The following is a 14,833-nucleotide window of genomic DNA, read 5'->3' as shown; positions in this document are numbered from 1 at the left end:
GGGCGACACGGGCCAACCGCTCGGGATCCGACCAGTCGGTGTCACCCGGTGCCACCCTCCCGGGCGCGGGACCGGGATCCGCCCCCCGGGCATCCGGCGGAGTCGTCGAGCTCATGTCCCACTCCCTGAAGACGGCACCGGATGCGGCTTCTTCCTCCTGCGCGACACGGTCTCCTGCGCGACACGGTTCACGTCACGGTCAGGAGCGTCCCCACGGGGGCCTCCCATGCTCATGCCGACCACCCGGGCAATCTCAGATCCAGCGCGGCACCGAACTGCTCGGGACCGGGCGTGCCCCGTCCGGCGAGATCGGCGAAGGTCCACGCCAACCTCAGGACGCGGTCGAGACCGCGCGCGGTGAGCAGGCCTCTTTCGAATGCCCGCTCGGCCACGGCCGTCGCCCTCGCCGGCAGCGGCCACAGTCGGCGCATCGCCGGCCCCGGCACCTCCGCGTTGAGCCGCCACGGCGTTCCGGCCAGCCGGACCCGGGTCGCCTCCTGGGCCGCGGCGACCCGCGCCGCGACGACCGCGGACGAATCACCCTGGCCACGGTCCGCCCGTAGCTCCGCCCGGCTGGGATCGCTCAACGCCACCTGGATGTCGATCCGATCCAGGAGCGGCCCGGACAAACGGGCCAGATAGCGCCGACGGACCAGGCTCGGGCACTCGCAGCCCACCGCGCGTGGGCCACGGGCCTTCGAACACGGGCAGGGATTCGCGGCCAGAACCAGCTGGAAGCGGGCGGGAAACCGTGTCGTCGCGCGAGCGCGGGCGATCTCGATCTCGCCGCTCTCCAACGGTTGACGTAGCGCATCGAGACTTTGACGGGTAAACTCTGGCGCCTCGTCCAAAAACAGGATGCCCCGGTGCGCCTGACTGGCCAGCCCGGGCCGAATCACCGTCGAGCCTGCCCCGACGAGTGCCGCCGGGGTCGCGCTGTGGTGCGGACTACGATACGGCGGTCGGGTGACGAGCGGGCAGTCCGCGGGCAGCAGGCCGGCGACCGAATGGACCGCGGTCACCTCGAGAGCGGCCTCGGTACCGAGGTTCGGCAGCAGCCCGGGCAGTCTGTCGGCCAGCATGGTCTTGCCACTGCCGGGCGGCCCCTGCATGAACAGGCGGTGGCCACCGGCCGCCGCGACCTCGACGGCCAGCCGGCCCCTGCTCTGCCCCGCCACGTCCGCCAGATCCCCGACCTGACCGTCGGTGGAGGCAGCTTCGGCCGTGGGGGCCGCCACGGGCTCGGCGGCGATCTCTCCCCGCAGGAGCGCCAGCACACTGGTGAGATCGACAGCGGGCTCTACCACCGCGCCCGGTACCAGCGCCGCCTCGGCGGCGTTGCCCGCCGGTACCACGACCCGTTCGATACCGGCAGCCACCGCCCGAAGTACCGCCGGGAGCACCCCGCGGACACCGCGCACCCGGCCATCCATCGCCAGCTCGCCGATGAGTACCCGACGGAGCAGGGCGGCGCGCGGCACCACACCGGCCGCGGTGAGGATCGCCACCGCCATAGCCAGGTCGAAACCACTGCCCGATTTCGGGAGGGTGGCGGGGAACAACCCGAGCGTGATGCGCCGATCAGGCCACCGTTGGCCCGAGTTCACGATCGCGGCGCGAATCCGATCCCGTGACTCATGCAACGCGGCATCGGGCAGACCGATGAGAGTCAGCCGCGGAAGACCATTGGCGAGATCCGCCTCCACCTCGACGATGTGACCTTCGACCCCGACGACCGCCACCCCCCGGGCCCGCGCGAGGGCCATCAGAACGCTCCCCGGATGTGCTCGACACGAACCGGACCCGCCGGAGGGCGGGACACCAGGAGGACGTCGAAACGCACCAAGCCGCCTTGCGACCCACGACGGCCTCGGCGGCCGATCCGTAACGCGTCCCGGATCGGGTCTTGACCTCGCAGAACACCAGGCTCTCACCGTCCTGCACAACGAGGTCGAGCTCGCCCTCGCGGCAGCGCCAGTTACGGTCGAGGATCTCGGCGCCGACCGCCGCCAGATGGCGGGCGGCGACATCTTCGCCGAACCTGCCCAGTGCGTCCTTTGCCCGCATCGCCGCTCCCGTTCGCCGGGGGACGGGTGCCCGCCGGTCGTGACCAGCGTGGACGTGGGCGGGCCGGAGAGCCATCCACATGATCGATATGTGGATGGCGAGGGTTTCTCCACAGGAACGAGCTGGGCGGACATCTCAGCGGGGCATCACGGGCTTCGGTGACGGGCCGACTCGCACTGTCGATCCAGGCGACGACCGACCGGAATGAGATGCCGATCTGCCGAACATACCGCCGAGACGATCAAGATGCCGAAGCGATCAAGCGGCCGGGGCTGGAAAGCGTGACGCCGAGAGTCGGCGTCAGAGCTCGGCCTTGGTCAACTCCTCGACGTTGATATCTTTAAAGGTGACTACTCGGACATTTTTAACAAAACGCGCAGGACGGAACATGTCCCACACCCAGGCGTCACGCAAGATCAACTCGAAGAAGACCTCGCCGTCCGTGCTGTTCCTGACCTCGATCTGGTAGTCGTTCGCGAGGTAGAAGCGGCGCTCGGTTTCGATCACATACGAAAAAAGCCCCACCACGTCGCGGTACTCGCGATAGAGCTGCAACTCCATCTCGGTCTCGTACTTCTCGAGGTCTTCCGCGCTCATACAGTCTCCGTGACGCCATGCCGGCTGGTCACAAGCACCCTGTCCTCCAGCCGCAATGATCGTGCTTCCCTCGTCGTCGCCGCATGCGCAGCCACGTTGACGTACGACATCCGATGCTCGTCACACGGTCCGCAGCGCGCCAGCGCCGCCGCGTGGGCCGCGGTGACGTATCCCTTGTGCTGCGCGAAATCGTACTCGGCATAGCGCGTGTGCAACGCACGCATGATCCGGTCCCTCGTCACCTTCGCCACGACCGAGGCTGCCGCCACGCACGCGACCACCCGGTCTCCCTTCACCACCGCCAACGACTCCGCTCCGAAACCGGCGACCGCGAATCCATCCGTGAGCACGTACCCTGGGCGCACAGGCAGGCGCGCCACCGCGCGTCGCATTCCGGTGATGTTGGCTACGTGCAGGCTGACCCGATCGATCTCGGCCGCGGAGATGACGACGGTCGACCACGCCTCGGCGGCGGCCGTCACGTCCTCGAAAACACTCTCACGGATCTGCTCGGTCAGGAGCTTGGAGTCGGCCAACCGCGCCAGCCGTCGACGAGCCTCCGGAGCCAGAATCACCGCGGCGACGACCAAGGGTCCGGCGCATGCCCCACGACCCGCCTCGTCGACCCCTGCGACCGGACCGAGACCATGCCTGTTCAGAGCGCGCTCGTAACCGAACAGCCCCGCATCCCGGCGAAGAGCGGCACCGTAGTGTCTCATGACGGACCGCGGCGCCGAGCCGTCCCTGACGCGCGCGTGCGCGTGGGTCCTCGTGGCATCCGGCGGGGCCGACGGGTGGCGGTCCACGCCGGGGGGATTAGCACGGCAAGGGCGAACAGGGATGCGTCATCCGTGGCCGGGGAGCCCGGCAGCGGCACCGCGGCGTCGTCGGCGGAAGACAACGCGGCCGATGTGGCTGATGTGGCCGACGTGGCCGACCCGGCTGATGTGGCCGACCCGGCCGGCGCACGAGGAGCCGGAGACACCACCGACTCGACGGGAATCCCGGCGAAATCGTTTGGAACGCCCAGGAATCCGAACCGGCCGAGTGGCCAGACACGGACGAAGGCCCGTCCCACCACCGCATGCTTCGGGATCGGCCCGTTCTGCCGGGCATCCGAGGAGGCCCCGCGATGGTCACCCATCACCCACAGGTAGCCAGCCGGGACGGTCAGCGGGCCGAACCGCTGATAGTCGTTCTGGTAGACGTACGGCTCGTCGAGCGGATGGCCGTTGACCGAGACTCTGCCCGCGGTATCGCAACACGCGACCGTGTCGCCGCCGACCGCTATGACGCGTTTGATGAAGTCGGTCTCGCTCGGAGCCCCGAGACCCAACAGGTTCTGCGCGCCACGAACGAACCTGCTGAACGCGTTGCTCGGCGGCGGGACGACGGACTCGGCATGATCGAATCCGGTCCCCTTGCCGTTGAAGACGACGATCTCACCCCGATGCACGTCGCGGAAGTGGTAGACGACCTTGTTGACAAGAACCCGGTCGTCGACGAGCAGTGTCCGTTCCATCGACTCCGAGGGGATCCAGAACGCCTGGACCAGAAAAGCCTTGATGAGCAGGGCGAGCAGAAAGGCGATCAGCACAAGGACCGGGAGCTCGCGGAGGAACGAGCCACGGCCACGGGCCCGCGCCGCCTCGGGCCGGGAAACCCGACGACCGGTGGCTTCCGGACCGTCGGGCTGCGCCTGGTCCTTCGGGCCGTCTGGCTCGGTCGCAGGGCTCGGCTGCGCGCCGTCCGGCTGGCCGCACTCGGTCCTTCCCGGTACCCGAGGCCCACTGGGATCGGATGCGTTCACGCCGCCACCTCGCAGGATCGACCGCCAAACCTCATCGGACCGGTCGACGTGCCACCAGCCGCACCTTGCGACAGCGTTGCGGACCGTGCCGCCTATCTTCTTCCATCAACGGCGACGGCACCTGCACGGGCAACCGGCAAGTCGCGGATGGAGAATCCGGACGCGTCACGGGGTGGCGGTGACCTCAGCGCGCGACCGGCTCACGCTTCTCCTTGATCTTGGCAGCCTTACCGCGCAGCTGACGCAGGTAGTACAGCTTGGCCCGTCGGACGTCACCGCGGCTCACGACCTCGATCTTCGAGACGATCGGGCTGTGGAGGGGAAAGGTCCGCTCCACGCCCACGCCGAAGCTGACCTTACGGACGGTGAAGGTCTCCCGCACCCCGCCACCCTGGCGGCGGATGACGGCACCCTGGAAGACCTGGATGCGCTGACGGTTTCCTTCGACAACCCGCACGTGGACCTTGAGGGTGTCGCCCGGCCAGAACTCGGGCACGTCGGTCCTCAGCGACTCGGCGTCGAGGCTGTCCAGGGTGTGCATGGCAGTCGCTTCCTGAAGAGTTGAGAATGGATCGTCCGCGGCCCCGGAACGCACCGAGACGGACAATCCATGGTCGAGGCCGATCTGGCCGGCATGGGTGGACGCAATCACCGCGAGGTGTCCCGCGGGGAAGACATGCGACCCGAGGCCGCCCGAACCGGTCACGAACCGACGGACACTGCATCCTACTGTGCCACACCTAGGAGAGAGACCGGACCGCCCTACCCCTCGCCCGGCCCCTCGACGTCACGACGATGGATCAGGCCGGTCCCCTCGGTGGGGGCCCGGCACCATCCGCCCGGCAGCCTCGGCAGCGGCGGCAGCGAGTACGGCTCGGTCCGCTTCGGCGAACTCGCGGCGTTCCAGGAGGTCCGGGCGCCGCAACAGGGTACGACGAAGCGCCTGGGAACGACGCCAGCGGGCGATCGCCTCATGATCGCCGGAGCGGAGAACGGACGGCACCTCGGCCCCCCGCCATACCGGCGGACGGGTGTAGACCGGGCCTTCCAGCAAGCCGTCGGAGAAAGAGTCGTCGACGACCGAGGCACTGTTACCGAGGACTCCGGGCAGCAGCCGCGTAACCGCTTCGAGAATCACCAGAGTCGCGGCCTCGCCCCCGGCCAGCACATAGTCTCCGATGGAGATCTCGTCATCGGCCCAGGTCTCGATCATCCTGGCGTCGATACCCTCGTAGCGCCCGCAGCAGAACACCAGCCAGGGCTCGCGCGCCAACTCTTCGGCATAGCGCTGAGTGAACGGAGTCCCCGCCGGGGTCGGCACGACGACCCGGGGCCGGCTACCGGCCACTCGTGCGGTGATCTCCGACAACGCCGCGTCCCAGGGCTCGGGCCGCATGACCATTCCCGGGCCTCCCCCGTAGGGGGCGTCATCCACGGTGCGATGAACATCCGTGGTCCACATCCGCAAATCATGTGTATGGATCTGCAGGGTTCCGCGCTCCTGGGCCCGGCCCACGAGCGACAGACGCAGTGGCTCGAGATAGGCCGGGAAGATGGTGACGATGTCGGCGCGCATCGGCTGCTTTCAGAGATATCGGTTCTCAGAGGTATCGGCTGCCTGCCGGGAAACCCGACCTGCCCGCCAGCCGAAGACCGGGCCGAGGCGGCGCAGCCAACTTCCGGCGCAGGACCCGAGTCAATCGAGATCGAGCAGGCCGGGCGGCGGATCCACGACGATCCGGCCGGCGGGGGGGTCGACGGTCGGCACGATGTCACGGACGAAGGGGACGAGATGCTCGCCACCGTCCGGGCCGCCGATCGCGAGCAGGTCTCCCGCAGGGGAGTGAATGATGTCGGTGACGTGCCCCAACAACATGCCCGCCGTGGTCACCGCCCGCAGGCCGACCAGGTCCCGATCCCACCACATCTCCACGGCCTCGCCGTCGGCGGCATCGTCGTCGAGCGGCGATCCCGCCTGATCCGCGTCGATAGCCAGGAGCACGCCGCGCAGCGCCTCCGCGGCGCCACGATCGTCCGCCCCGCGAAAGTGAAGCAACAGGCGACCCGAGTGCCAACGAGCGCCGGAGACGGTGAGCGGAGTTCCGCCCCCTTCGCGACCGAGGACTGCCCCTACGGCGAACCTGCGGTGGGGCACGTCGGTGCGAATCTCGATCGTGACCTCACCGCGGATGCCATGCGGCCGGCCGATCCGCCCGACGACGATCTCCTCAGCCACGACTTCTCGAGCAATCAGGACGAAGCTCGCGACAGCATCGGCGGATCCTAATGATCCACATCGACAACGTCGATCCGAAGGCCCCGGCCTCCGACACCGCCCATCACCGTGCGCAGCTCACGAGCGGTACGGCCTCGCCGACCGATGACCTTCCCGAGATCTTCGGGGTGCACCCGCACCTCCAGGGTACGTCCACGCCGACCGTTGTTCAGGTCCACCCGGACGTCGTCGGGGTGATCGACGATGCCTCGCACAAGATGTTCGAGGGCCGCCTCCAGCACCTACTGCCCCGCGGTCGTCGGTGCGTCCGTGGCCGGGGCGGCTTCCACTTCCTCTGCCGACTCTGCCGACTCTGCCGACCCGGACTTCTTGGCCTTCTTCGGCGTGGTGGCCGGCCGGTCCTCGGCGCCCGCGGCAGCCCGCGCGGCCGCCTGGAAGATCTCCCGCTTGTCCGCCTTTGGCTCGGCGACCTTCATCGGCGGGGGCGCCGGCAGGTTCTTGAACTTCTGCCAGTCCCCGGTGACCTTGAGGATCGCGAGGACGGGCTCGGTGGGCTGTGCACCGACCGAGAGCCAGTGCCCCACCCGCTCGGCGTCGACCTTGATGATGCTCGGGTCGGACTTGGGGTGGTACTGCCCGATGGACTCGATGACCCGACCATCCCGCTTGGTACGGGCATCGGCCACGACGATGCGGTAGTGCGGCTCGCGCATCTTGCCGAGACGCTGCAGTTTAATCTTGGTTGCCACGGTGGTCGAACGGCTCCAGACATGTCGATGACCACTGGTTTTCCACGGCTGCGCATGGAGCCCCGGTGGTGGGAAGCACCCGCGCCGGACAACCACTCACACATCTCCCGCGCGACACCGCGAGGAACCGCGACACCGCGAGGAATGAGGGCAGCCACACCGGCGCTGGCAGGCAGGGCCTGTATTGAGCTTACAGTCTGCCAGATCGTGACCGCCGCGCACGACCGGGGAGCCCGTGCATCCACCACGGCCGCCTCGCGCGGGTCAACGGCCCCCGCGGGGGCCGCGCGGCGGCATCCCACCGAAGCCGTCCTGCTGCCGCATCAGCGCCGAGAGATCCGGCATGCCGTCCGGAAGCGCGGGGCCCTTCGCCAGCCGCTCCTGCGCAGTGGACTTCTGCGCCTTGGCCTGGGCCGCCCGTGCCGCCGGATTACCCTTGCGGCTGGCTCCCTTGCCCTTCTTCGCGGCCTTGCGAGCCGAGGCGGCCTTCGCTCGACCCATCCCCCCCGGCATCCCCATGCCGCCGGCCATCTGCCGCATCATCTTGCGGGCCTCGGCGAACCGGTCCAGCAACTGGTTGACCTCGGTGACCGTGGCCCCGGATCCACGCGCGACCCGAGCCTTGCGGGACGCCTGCAGGATCCTGGGATCACGCCGTTCCGTCGGCGTCATGGACCGAATGATCGCAACCACCCGATCGACGTCCCGATCGTCGACCTGCGCCAGTTGATCCTTCATCTGGCCCATACCCGGCAGCATGCCGAGCAGGTTGCCGATCGGGCCCATCTTGCGGACCGCGAGCATCTGCTCGAGGAAATCCTCGAGAGTGAACTCGGAGGCGACCATCTTCGCCGCCATGGCCTCGGCCTGCTCGGCCTCGAACGCCTTCTCGGCCTGCTCGATGAGGGTGAGGACGTCACCCATACCGAGGATCCGCGACGCCATGCGTTCCGGGTGGAAGACGTCGAAGTCGTCCAGGGCCTCGCCGGTGGAGGCGAACATGATCGGCCGACCGGTCACCTGGGCGACCGAGAGGGCCGCACCACCGCGCGCGTCGCCATCAAGCTTGGTCAGGACCACTCCGCTGAATCCCACGCCATCGGCGAAGGCGCTCGCGGTCGCGACCGCGTCCTGACCGATCATCGCGTCCAGGACGAAGAGAATCTCATCCGGTGAGACGGCGTCGCGGATGTCGGCCGCCTGCCGCATCATCTCCTCGTCGACGCCGAGCCGCCCGGCCGTGTCGACGACGACCACATCGAAGACCTGCCGGCGCGCGTGCGCGAGCGCGTCGCGCGCGACGCGCACCGGATCCCCGACCCCGTTGCCGGGCTCGGGCGCGAAGACCTCCACCCCGGCCCGCGCCCCGACCACCTGCAGCTGGTTGACCGCGTTCGGACGCTGCAGGTCGGCCGCGACCAGCAGCGGGGTGTGACCCTGGGCCTTGAGCCAGTGCCCGAGCTTGCCGGCCAGGGTGGTCTTACCCGTTCCCTGCAGGCCGGCGAGCAGGACCACCGTCGGCGGGGTCTTGGCGTACCGCAGCGTCGTCGTGCCGCCGCCGAGGATCGCGACGAGCTCCTCATTGACAATCTTGATTACCTGCTGGGCAGGGTTCAACGACGCACTGACCTCGGCGCCGCGGGCACGCTCCTTCACCGCGGCCACGAAGCCACGGACGACCGGGAGCGCGACGTCTGCCTCGAGCAGAGCCACCCGGATCTCCCGCGCGGTGGCGTCGATGTCGGCATCGGTAAGGCGCCCTCTGCCACGCAGCGACGCGAAGACCTTGTCGAGGCGGCTGGAAAGGGTGTCGAACACGCGCACACACTCCGAGATCGCAGACGGACCGCAGGCACCAGCGTACGCACCCGACGACGAGGACAGCACACCCCCGCGTCCGATCAACCGACGACGTCACGCATCGGCCGATCGACGCGGACGCGACGTGCGCGGCCCGGCGAGGCATGCCCGCACGGACACCGACCTGGTCATTCACCTGCCGGGCCCGCCCTCTGCGCTGAGGAGGGCGAGACGCCTCGCCGGACGCTCACCCCCCGGCCAGGAGAACACCGAGGAACATGGCGCGGCTGACCACGGAGCCCCACAGCTCCGCTCAGTGATGAAGCTTAGGTCACATGCCGAACGGCCGGAAGGCCTTGACGCTGAGCACGTTGTGGTCTTCGCCGATCCGGCGGCCACTCGATCGATCAGCCAGCTTCGCCCAACAGGGCGTCGACGAACGCCTCCGACTCGAAGGGAGCAAGATCGTCTGGACCCTCTCCCAAGCCGATCAGTTTCACCGGCATGCCGAGCTCGCGCTGCACGGCGATGACGATCCCGCCCTTGGCCGTACCGTCCAGCTTGGTCAGCACGACTCCGGTGAGATCAACCGCCTGCGTGAACACCTGTGCCTGGACAAGCGCGTTCTGACCGGTCGTGGCGTCGAGCACGAGCAGCACCTCATCGACCGGACCGTGCTTGCCCACCACTCTTTTAATCTTCGCCAGCTCGTCCATCAGGCCTGCCTTGGTGTGCAGCCGGCCGGCGGTGTCGATCAACACGGTGTCCACACCGCTCTGCGTGCCCTGTCGGACCGCATCGAACGCCACCGACGCGGGGTCACCCCCCTCGGCCCCGCGGACCGTGATCGCGCCGACCCGTTCACCCCAGGTCTGAAGCTGATCCGCGGCCGCGGCACGGAACGTGTCCGCCGCGCCCAGCACGACCGTACGCCCGTCCGCGACCAGCAGCCGCGCGATCTTTCCACAGGTCGTGGTCTTGCCCGTACCGTTGACACCGACGACGAGTACGACGGCGGGACGATCCGGGGCCGTCGTGCGCAGCGATCGGTCGGTCGTCGTACCGATCTGGGCAAGCAGCTCGTCGCGCAGCACCGCCCGCACATCCGCAGGCGTGCGGGCACCGAGCACCTTCGTGCGTTCCCGCAGCGCGGCGACCAGCTCGGTGGTCGCCGTAACCCCGACGTCGGCGAGGAGCAGGGTCGCCTCCACGTCTTCCCACGCGTCCTCGTCGAGATTGTCGCCGGACAGCAGGGAGAGCAATCCGCGACCGAGCGCGTTCTGCGAACGAGCCAGCCGCAGGCGCAGCCGGACGAGGCGGCCGGCGGCCGGCGGCGGTGCCTCCGGCGGGATCCGCTCCTGGACCGGGATCCCCGGCGCGGCCGGTATCTCGGCGGGCGGGGCGCCGACGCCCTCGGTCTCCGTCGGGGACGGCGGCAGCACATCGGGAAGACCGATGTCGTCGACCGTCCTGGTCGCCGAATCTCGGGGTACCTCGGCATCGTCACCGACCCCGGGACGGTAGTCGGCGCCCGGGCGCGGGCCTTCCTCGACGGATCGGCGGGGGCGTCGGCGCAGGGCCGTGCCGGCCACCAGGCCCACGGTGGCCAGTACGACGACGGCGATGACGACGATCAGGATGAGGAGCTCCACGTACCGATCCTGACAGATGACGCCACAAGGCCGTGGCGCTCGCCCGGCGGGAGGGCGGCGGCGTCAGAGCGCCGCCCGCTCCCGCAGCCGCTGACTGATCACTGTCGTCACCCCGTCGCCCCGCATGGCCACGCCGTACAGGGCGTCAGCGATCTCCATCGTCCGCTTCTGGTGGGTGACGATGATCAGCTGCGACTTCTCGCGCAGACCCTCGACAGCATCGAGCAGCCGGCCGAGGTTGCGGTCGTCCAGAGCTGCCTCGACCTCGTCGAGCACGTAGAAGGGCGAAGGACGGGCCCGGAATATCGCGAGCAGGAGAGCGAGTGCGGTCAGTGAACGCTCCCCGCCGGACAACAGCGACAGACGCTTCACCTTTTTTCCCGGCGGCCTCGCCTCGACCTCGATGCCCGTGGTGAGCATGTCATCAGGATCGGTAAGCACCAGCCGGCCCTCACCGCCCGGGAACAGCGTCGAGAAAACGATCTCGAACTCACGAGCGGTGTCCGCGAACGCGACGGCGAAGACCTCACGCACCCGCAGATCAACCTCCTCGACGACCAGTAGAAGATCCCGGCGGGTGCTCTTGATGTCTTCGAGCTGCGCGGATAAGAACGCCGCCCGCTCCTGAAGCGCGGCGAACTCCTCGAGGGCGAGGGGATTCACCCGTCCCAGCCGGGCCAGCTGCTTCTCCGCGGTGGCAGCCCGGGCGCTCTGCTCGGCTCGATCGAACGGCACCGCGGTGCCGTCGGGCTCATCCGGCGGGACCAGCGTGCCCGGCCCGAACTCCGCCACCAGGTCGTCCGCGTCGATGCCGTGCTCCTCCAGAGCCTTGGCTTCCAGTGTCTCCACCCGCAGCCGCTTCTCCGCTCGGGCCAGCTCGTCGCGATGGGCGGCGTCGCGCAGCGCCGCGAGTTCGGTGGCCAGGGCGCGCCCCTGGTCACGCACCCCGACCAGCTCCGTCTCGGCGGCCTTGCGCAGTGCGTCGGCCTTCTCCCGCTCCGCCGCGGCGCGAGCCAGCGAATGGTCCAGTCGGTCGAGAGCGACCTGGGCCGCCTCCCCCATCACCGTCGCGACGGCCGCCTGCCGCTCGCGGACCTCGTGCCGACGGGCCGCCGCGGCCCGTGCCGCCCGCTCGTTCGCCGCCGCGCGGATCAGTCCGTCGGCGCGTCCCTGCAGGCCTCGCACCCGCTCCTCGCTGGTACGGACGGCCAACCGGGCCTCGACCTCGGCGGCGCGCACGGCGGAGGTGGCCGCGACGAGCCGGTCCCGTTCATCCGGAGCACGCTCCCCCGCCTCCGGCTGCTCAGATGTCGCGGCGAGCGACGCCTCGAGCTCGGTCAACGCTCCGTATGCCCGATCACGGGCTGTTTCGGCCCGTGATCGGGCAGCCTCCAGCCGGGCGATCTCGGATGCCGCGGCCCCTCCCGAACGATCGAGCTGCGCCATCTGCTCGGACAGCGCCCGGTGCCGGGCATCGGTCCCGTGCAGCGCCGCCAGTGCCGCGTCGATGGCGGTACGGGCCCGGGTCACCTCGGCACGCGCGGGCTCGAACGCCTCGTGGGCGGACTCGACGCGACGGGTCGCCTCCGCCACGCCGGCCTCGGCCTCGTCCGCCGCGGCCTGCAGTTCGATCGCAGACGGCGGGTTCGCGCTGCCACCGATCGAGAGGGGCGCACCGATGACGTCGCCGGCGCGGGTGACCACCCGCAGGTCGGGACGCAACGCCGTGGCCCGCTCAGCCGCTGCCAGATCCTCGACCACGACAGTCCGGGCGAGCAGGGACGACACGGCGGTACGGAACCGGTCGTCACCGATCTCCGCCAGGTCCAGCGCGGCAACGGCACCGGCCGGGAGCGGACCGTCGGCGCTGGCCGCCCCCGGGTCGGTCGCCGCGCTGCCGACAGGGCCGGCGCAGGCGGCGGGATCGGCGCAGGCGTCAGGCTCATCCGCGACGGTGACGGCGGCCACCAGCGATGCTCGGCCGGCGCCCGTTTCCCGCAGCCACGCAAAGGCCGCCATGGCATCTTCCGACGTGCCGACGAGCAGGGCGTCCGCCGCCGCGCCCAGCGCCGCGGCGATGGCCGCCTCCGCGCCGGCGGTCACGCTCAGGACGCCGGCCAGCCGGCCGATCACCTCGAGGGTCGGATCCAGTGCCGGAGCCGGGTCCTCCGCCGTGTTCGAGGCGCCCCGCCCGGTCTGCGCGGTCTGCGCGGTCTGCGCGCCGGTAGCAGCCCTCAACAGTGCCGCGGCTCCGTCGGCCGACGCGAGGGAGAGATGCAGCGCGTCACGTCGCGCAGCCCAGGAGGCGCGGTCACGCTCGGCGCTACGCTCCTCACCGCGCAGGACCTCGAGCCGCTCGGCGGCAGCGGCATGCACCGCCACGGCCGCGCTGTGCCGCTCGGTGAGATCCTCCCGTGCGCTCTCCATCCGGGAGAGTTCGATCTCGAGGGCCGAACGTGACGCCGAGGTCTCGGTCTCCCGCTCCCGCGCGGCGTCGAGTGCCTCGGTCGTCCGTGCTATCTCGTTCTCGGCGCTGGTGGCACGGGACCTGGCAGCCTCCACCTGGCCGGCAAGGCGCGCGATCTCCTCACGGCGAAAAGACGCCGCGCGTGCCGCGGCGATCAGCTCCTTCTCCTCCCGGGCGAGCGCGGCCTCGAGATCGGCACGCCTGGTGACCACCTCGGCGAGCAGGTCCCGATCACGCTCCAGCCGCTCGGTGAGGGCGATTTCCTGCTCCCGGACCGCCGTGGCCTCCTGTTCCAGTTCCTCGGGGTCGCGGCGCCCACGTACGTCGTCGGCCGCGGTACGCAACAGGCGACCCCGTTCGACGGCGAGCGAACGGGTGCCCCGCAGCCGTTCCCGCAGGGATGCCAGGGCGTACCAGGTCTCCTGGGCGCCGGTGGCGCGCGGAACGATCGCCGTCAGGTCGGCCTGCAGCTGCTCCTCCCGGTGGGCGACCGCGGCATGAGCGGCTTCGGTGGTCGTCAGCCGCGCCCGCAATGCCTCCTCGTCCGCGAGGTCGGAGGCGATCGCGGCCCGGGCACGATGGAGATCGTCGGCGAGAAGGCGCAGGCGGGCGTCCCGGAGCGAAGCCTGAATCACACCGGCCTTACGTGCGATCTCCGCCTGGCGACCGAGCGGCCCCAACTGCCGACGCAGCTCGGCGGACAGATCGGTGAGGCGGGTGAGGTTCGCCGACATCGCCTCGAGCTTGCGGAGTGCCTTCTCCTTGCGTTTACGGTGTTTGAGGACGCCGGCGGCCTCCTCGATGAAGGCGCGGCGATCCTCCGGGCGCGCGTGCAGGACCGCGTCGAGCTGACCCTGGCCGACGATCACGTGCAGCTCTCGGCCGATACCCGAGTCGCTCATCAGTTCCTGGATATCCAGCAGGCGACAACCGGTACCGTTGATCGTGTATTCGCTCTCGCCGCTGCGGAACATCAGCCGCCCGATGGTCACTTCGGTGTACTCGATGGGGAGCGCGCCGTCCGAGTTGTCGATCGTCAGGAGTACTTCGGCGCGCCCCAAGGCCGGGCGAGCGGGCGTGCCCGCGAAGATGACATCGGACATGGTGCCGCCACGCAGGGCCTTGGCACCCTGCTCCCCCAGTACCCAGGCGATGGCGTCGACGACGTTACTCTTGCCCGACCCGTTGGGCCCGACCACGCAGGTTATTCCCGGCTCGAGATGCAGGGAGGTCGAGCTGGCAAAGGACTTGAAGCCCCGCAGGGTCAAGTTCTTGAGATGCACCAGTCTCCGGAGCGATGGAAGGGTTCACCGGCTCGACCCGGGATGGCCGGACTCAGCCGACGTTCGACAGAGCCATCCTAGTCGGCAACCCGAAGCACCCAGCAGGCTACGCTCCGAAAAAAGCACGAAGAAGGCGAGGAGCGAGGTTGCCCGGCTCTTCCTGGGTATAGGG

The 14,833-nt window shown here is 69.7% G+C and carries 12 protein-coding genes and 1 pseudogene; all 13 read right to left on the bottom strand.

What is annotated here, in order from left to right:
• Nucleotides 1-230: 230 nt before the first annotated feature.
• The 13 genes and pseudogenes from AC08OQ_RS10305 to smc all read right to left on the bottom strand — a co-directional run bounded on the left by AC08OQ_RS10305 (nt 231) and on the right by smc (nt 14,661).
• On the bottom strand, nt 231-1,766 hold the full coding sequence (locus AC08OQ_RS10305) for a YifB family Mg chelatase-like AAA ATPase (RefSeq protein WP_476602415.1): 1,536 nt from the start codon (nt 1,764-1,766) through the stop codon (nt 231-233).
• Nucleotides 1,766-2,067, bottom strand: a pseudogene (locus AC08OQ_RS10300) (YraN family protein). The gene AC08OQ_RS10305 and the pseudogene AC08OQ_RS10300 overlap by 1 nt, the downstream one beginning before the upstream one ends.
• A 300-nt stretch (nt 2,068-2,367) precedes the next feature.
• The gene (locus AC08OQ_RS10295) at nt 2,368-2,664 is read right to left on the bottom strand and encodes a DUF2469 domain-containing protein (RefSeq protein ID WP_011437963.1); all 297 of its coding nucleotides are present in this window, start codon (nt 2,662-2,664) and stop codon (nt 2,368-2,370) included.
• Nucleotides 2,661-3,383, bottom strand: a complete 723-nt coding sequence (locus AC08OQ_RS10290; RefSeq protein WP_462187770.1) for a ribonuclease HII — start codon at nt 3,381-3,383, stop codon at nt 2,661-2,663. The genes AC08OQ_RS10295 and AC08OQ_RS10290 overlap by 4 nt, the downstream gene beginning before the upstream one ends.
• Nucleotides 3,380-4,474, bottom strand: a complete 1,095-nt coding sequence (lepB, locus tag AC08OQ_RS10285; protein ID WP_476601985.1) for a signal peptidase I — start codon at nt 4,472-4,474, stop codon at nt 3,380-3,382. Before lepB ends, AC08OQ_RS10290 begins: the two co-directional genes overlap by 4 nt.
• A gap of 184 nt (nt 4,475-4,658) precedes the next feature.
• Nucleotides 4,659-5,015, bottom strand: a complete 357-nt coding sequence (rplS, locus tag AC08OQ_RS10280; RefSeq protein WP_462187772.1) for a 50S ribosomal protein L19 — start codon at nt 5,013-5,015, stop codon at nt 4,659-4,661.
• Between the two features lie 246 nt (nt 5,016-5,261).
• A complete protein-coding gene (gene trmD, locus AC08OQ_RS10275; protein ID WP_462187773.1) occupies nt 5,262-6,050 on the bottom strand; it encodes a tRNA (guanosine(37)-N1)-methyltransferase TrmD in 789 nt (262 codons plus the stop codon).
• 120 nt (nt 6,051-6,170) lie between these two features.
• The gene (gene rimM / locus AC08OQ_RS10270) at nt 6,171-6,710 is read right to left on the bottom strand and encodes a ribosome maturation factor RimM (RefSeq protein ID WP_476601984.1); all 540 of its coding nucleotides are present in this window, start codon (nt 6,708-6,710) and stop codon (nt 6,171-6,173) included.
• 47 nt (nt 6,711-6,757) lie between these two features.
• A complete protein-coding gene (locus AC08OQ_RS10265) occupies nt 6,758-6,991 on the bottom strand; it encodes an RNA-binding protein (protein ID WP_462187775.1) in 234 nt (77 codons plus the stop codon).
• Entirely contained in the window at nt 6,992-7,459 is a 468-nt protein-coding gene (gene rpsP, locus AC08OQ_RS10260) for a 30S ribosomal protein S16 (protein ID WP_476601983.1), read from the bottom strand. It abuts the gene before it with no gap.
• 264 nt (nt 7,460-7,723) lie between these two features.
• A complete protein-coding gene (gene ffh, locus AC08OQ_RS10255; RefSeq protein ID WP_476605091.1) occupies nt 7,724-9,277 on the bottom strand; it encodes a signal recognition particle protein in 1,554 nt (517 codons plus the stop codon).
• A 389-nt stretch (nt 9,278-9,666) separates the two neighbouring features.
• Complete coding sequence (gene ftsY, locus AC08OQ_RS10250) at nt 9,667-10,911, bottom strand: signal recognition particle-docking protein FtsY (RefSeq protein WP_476601854.1); 1,245 nt, start codon at nt 10,909-10,911, stop codon at nt 9,667-9,669.
• Between the two features lie 63 nt (nt 10,912-10,974).
• Complete coding sequence (smc, locus tag AC08OQ_RS10245; protein ID WP_476612009.1) at nt 10,975-14,661, bottom strand: chromosome segregation protein SMC; 3,687 nt, start codon at nt 14,659-14,661, stop codon at nt 10,975-10,977.
• Nucleotides 14,662-14,833: the final 172 nt, after the last annotated feature.

It is taken from the genome of Frankia sp. CcCS3 (genome assembly GCF_977927575.1).
The sequence above is the reverse complement of the archived record's forward strand: the minus strand, read 5'-3'. Positions and strand labels throughout refer to the sequence as shown.

What these genes read in the sequence shown, in the direction of transcription:
- AC08OQ_RS10305 (WP_476602415.1), bottom strand. Translation starts at nt 1,766, where the DNA reads ATGGCCCTCGCGCGGGCCCGGGGGGTGGCGGTCGTCGGGGTCGAAGGT.
- AC08OQ_RS10295 (WP_011437963.1), bottom strand. Translation starts at nt 2,664, where the DNA reads ATGAGCGCGGAAGACCTCGAGAAGTACGAGACCGAGATGGAGTTGCAG.
- AC08OQ_RS10290 (WP_462187770.1), bottom strand. Translation starts at nt 3,383, where the DNA reads ATGAGACACTACGGTGCCGCTCTTCGCCGGGATGCGGGGCTGTTCGGT.
- rplS (WP_462187772.1), bottom strand. Translation starts at nt 5,015, where the DNA reads ATGCACACCCTGGACAGCCTCGACGCCGAGTCGCTGAGGACCGACGTG.
- trmD (WP_462187773.1), bottom strand. Translation starts at nt 6,050, where the DNA reads ATGCGCGCCGACATCGTCACCATCTTCCCGGCCTATCTCGAGCCACTG.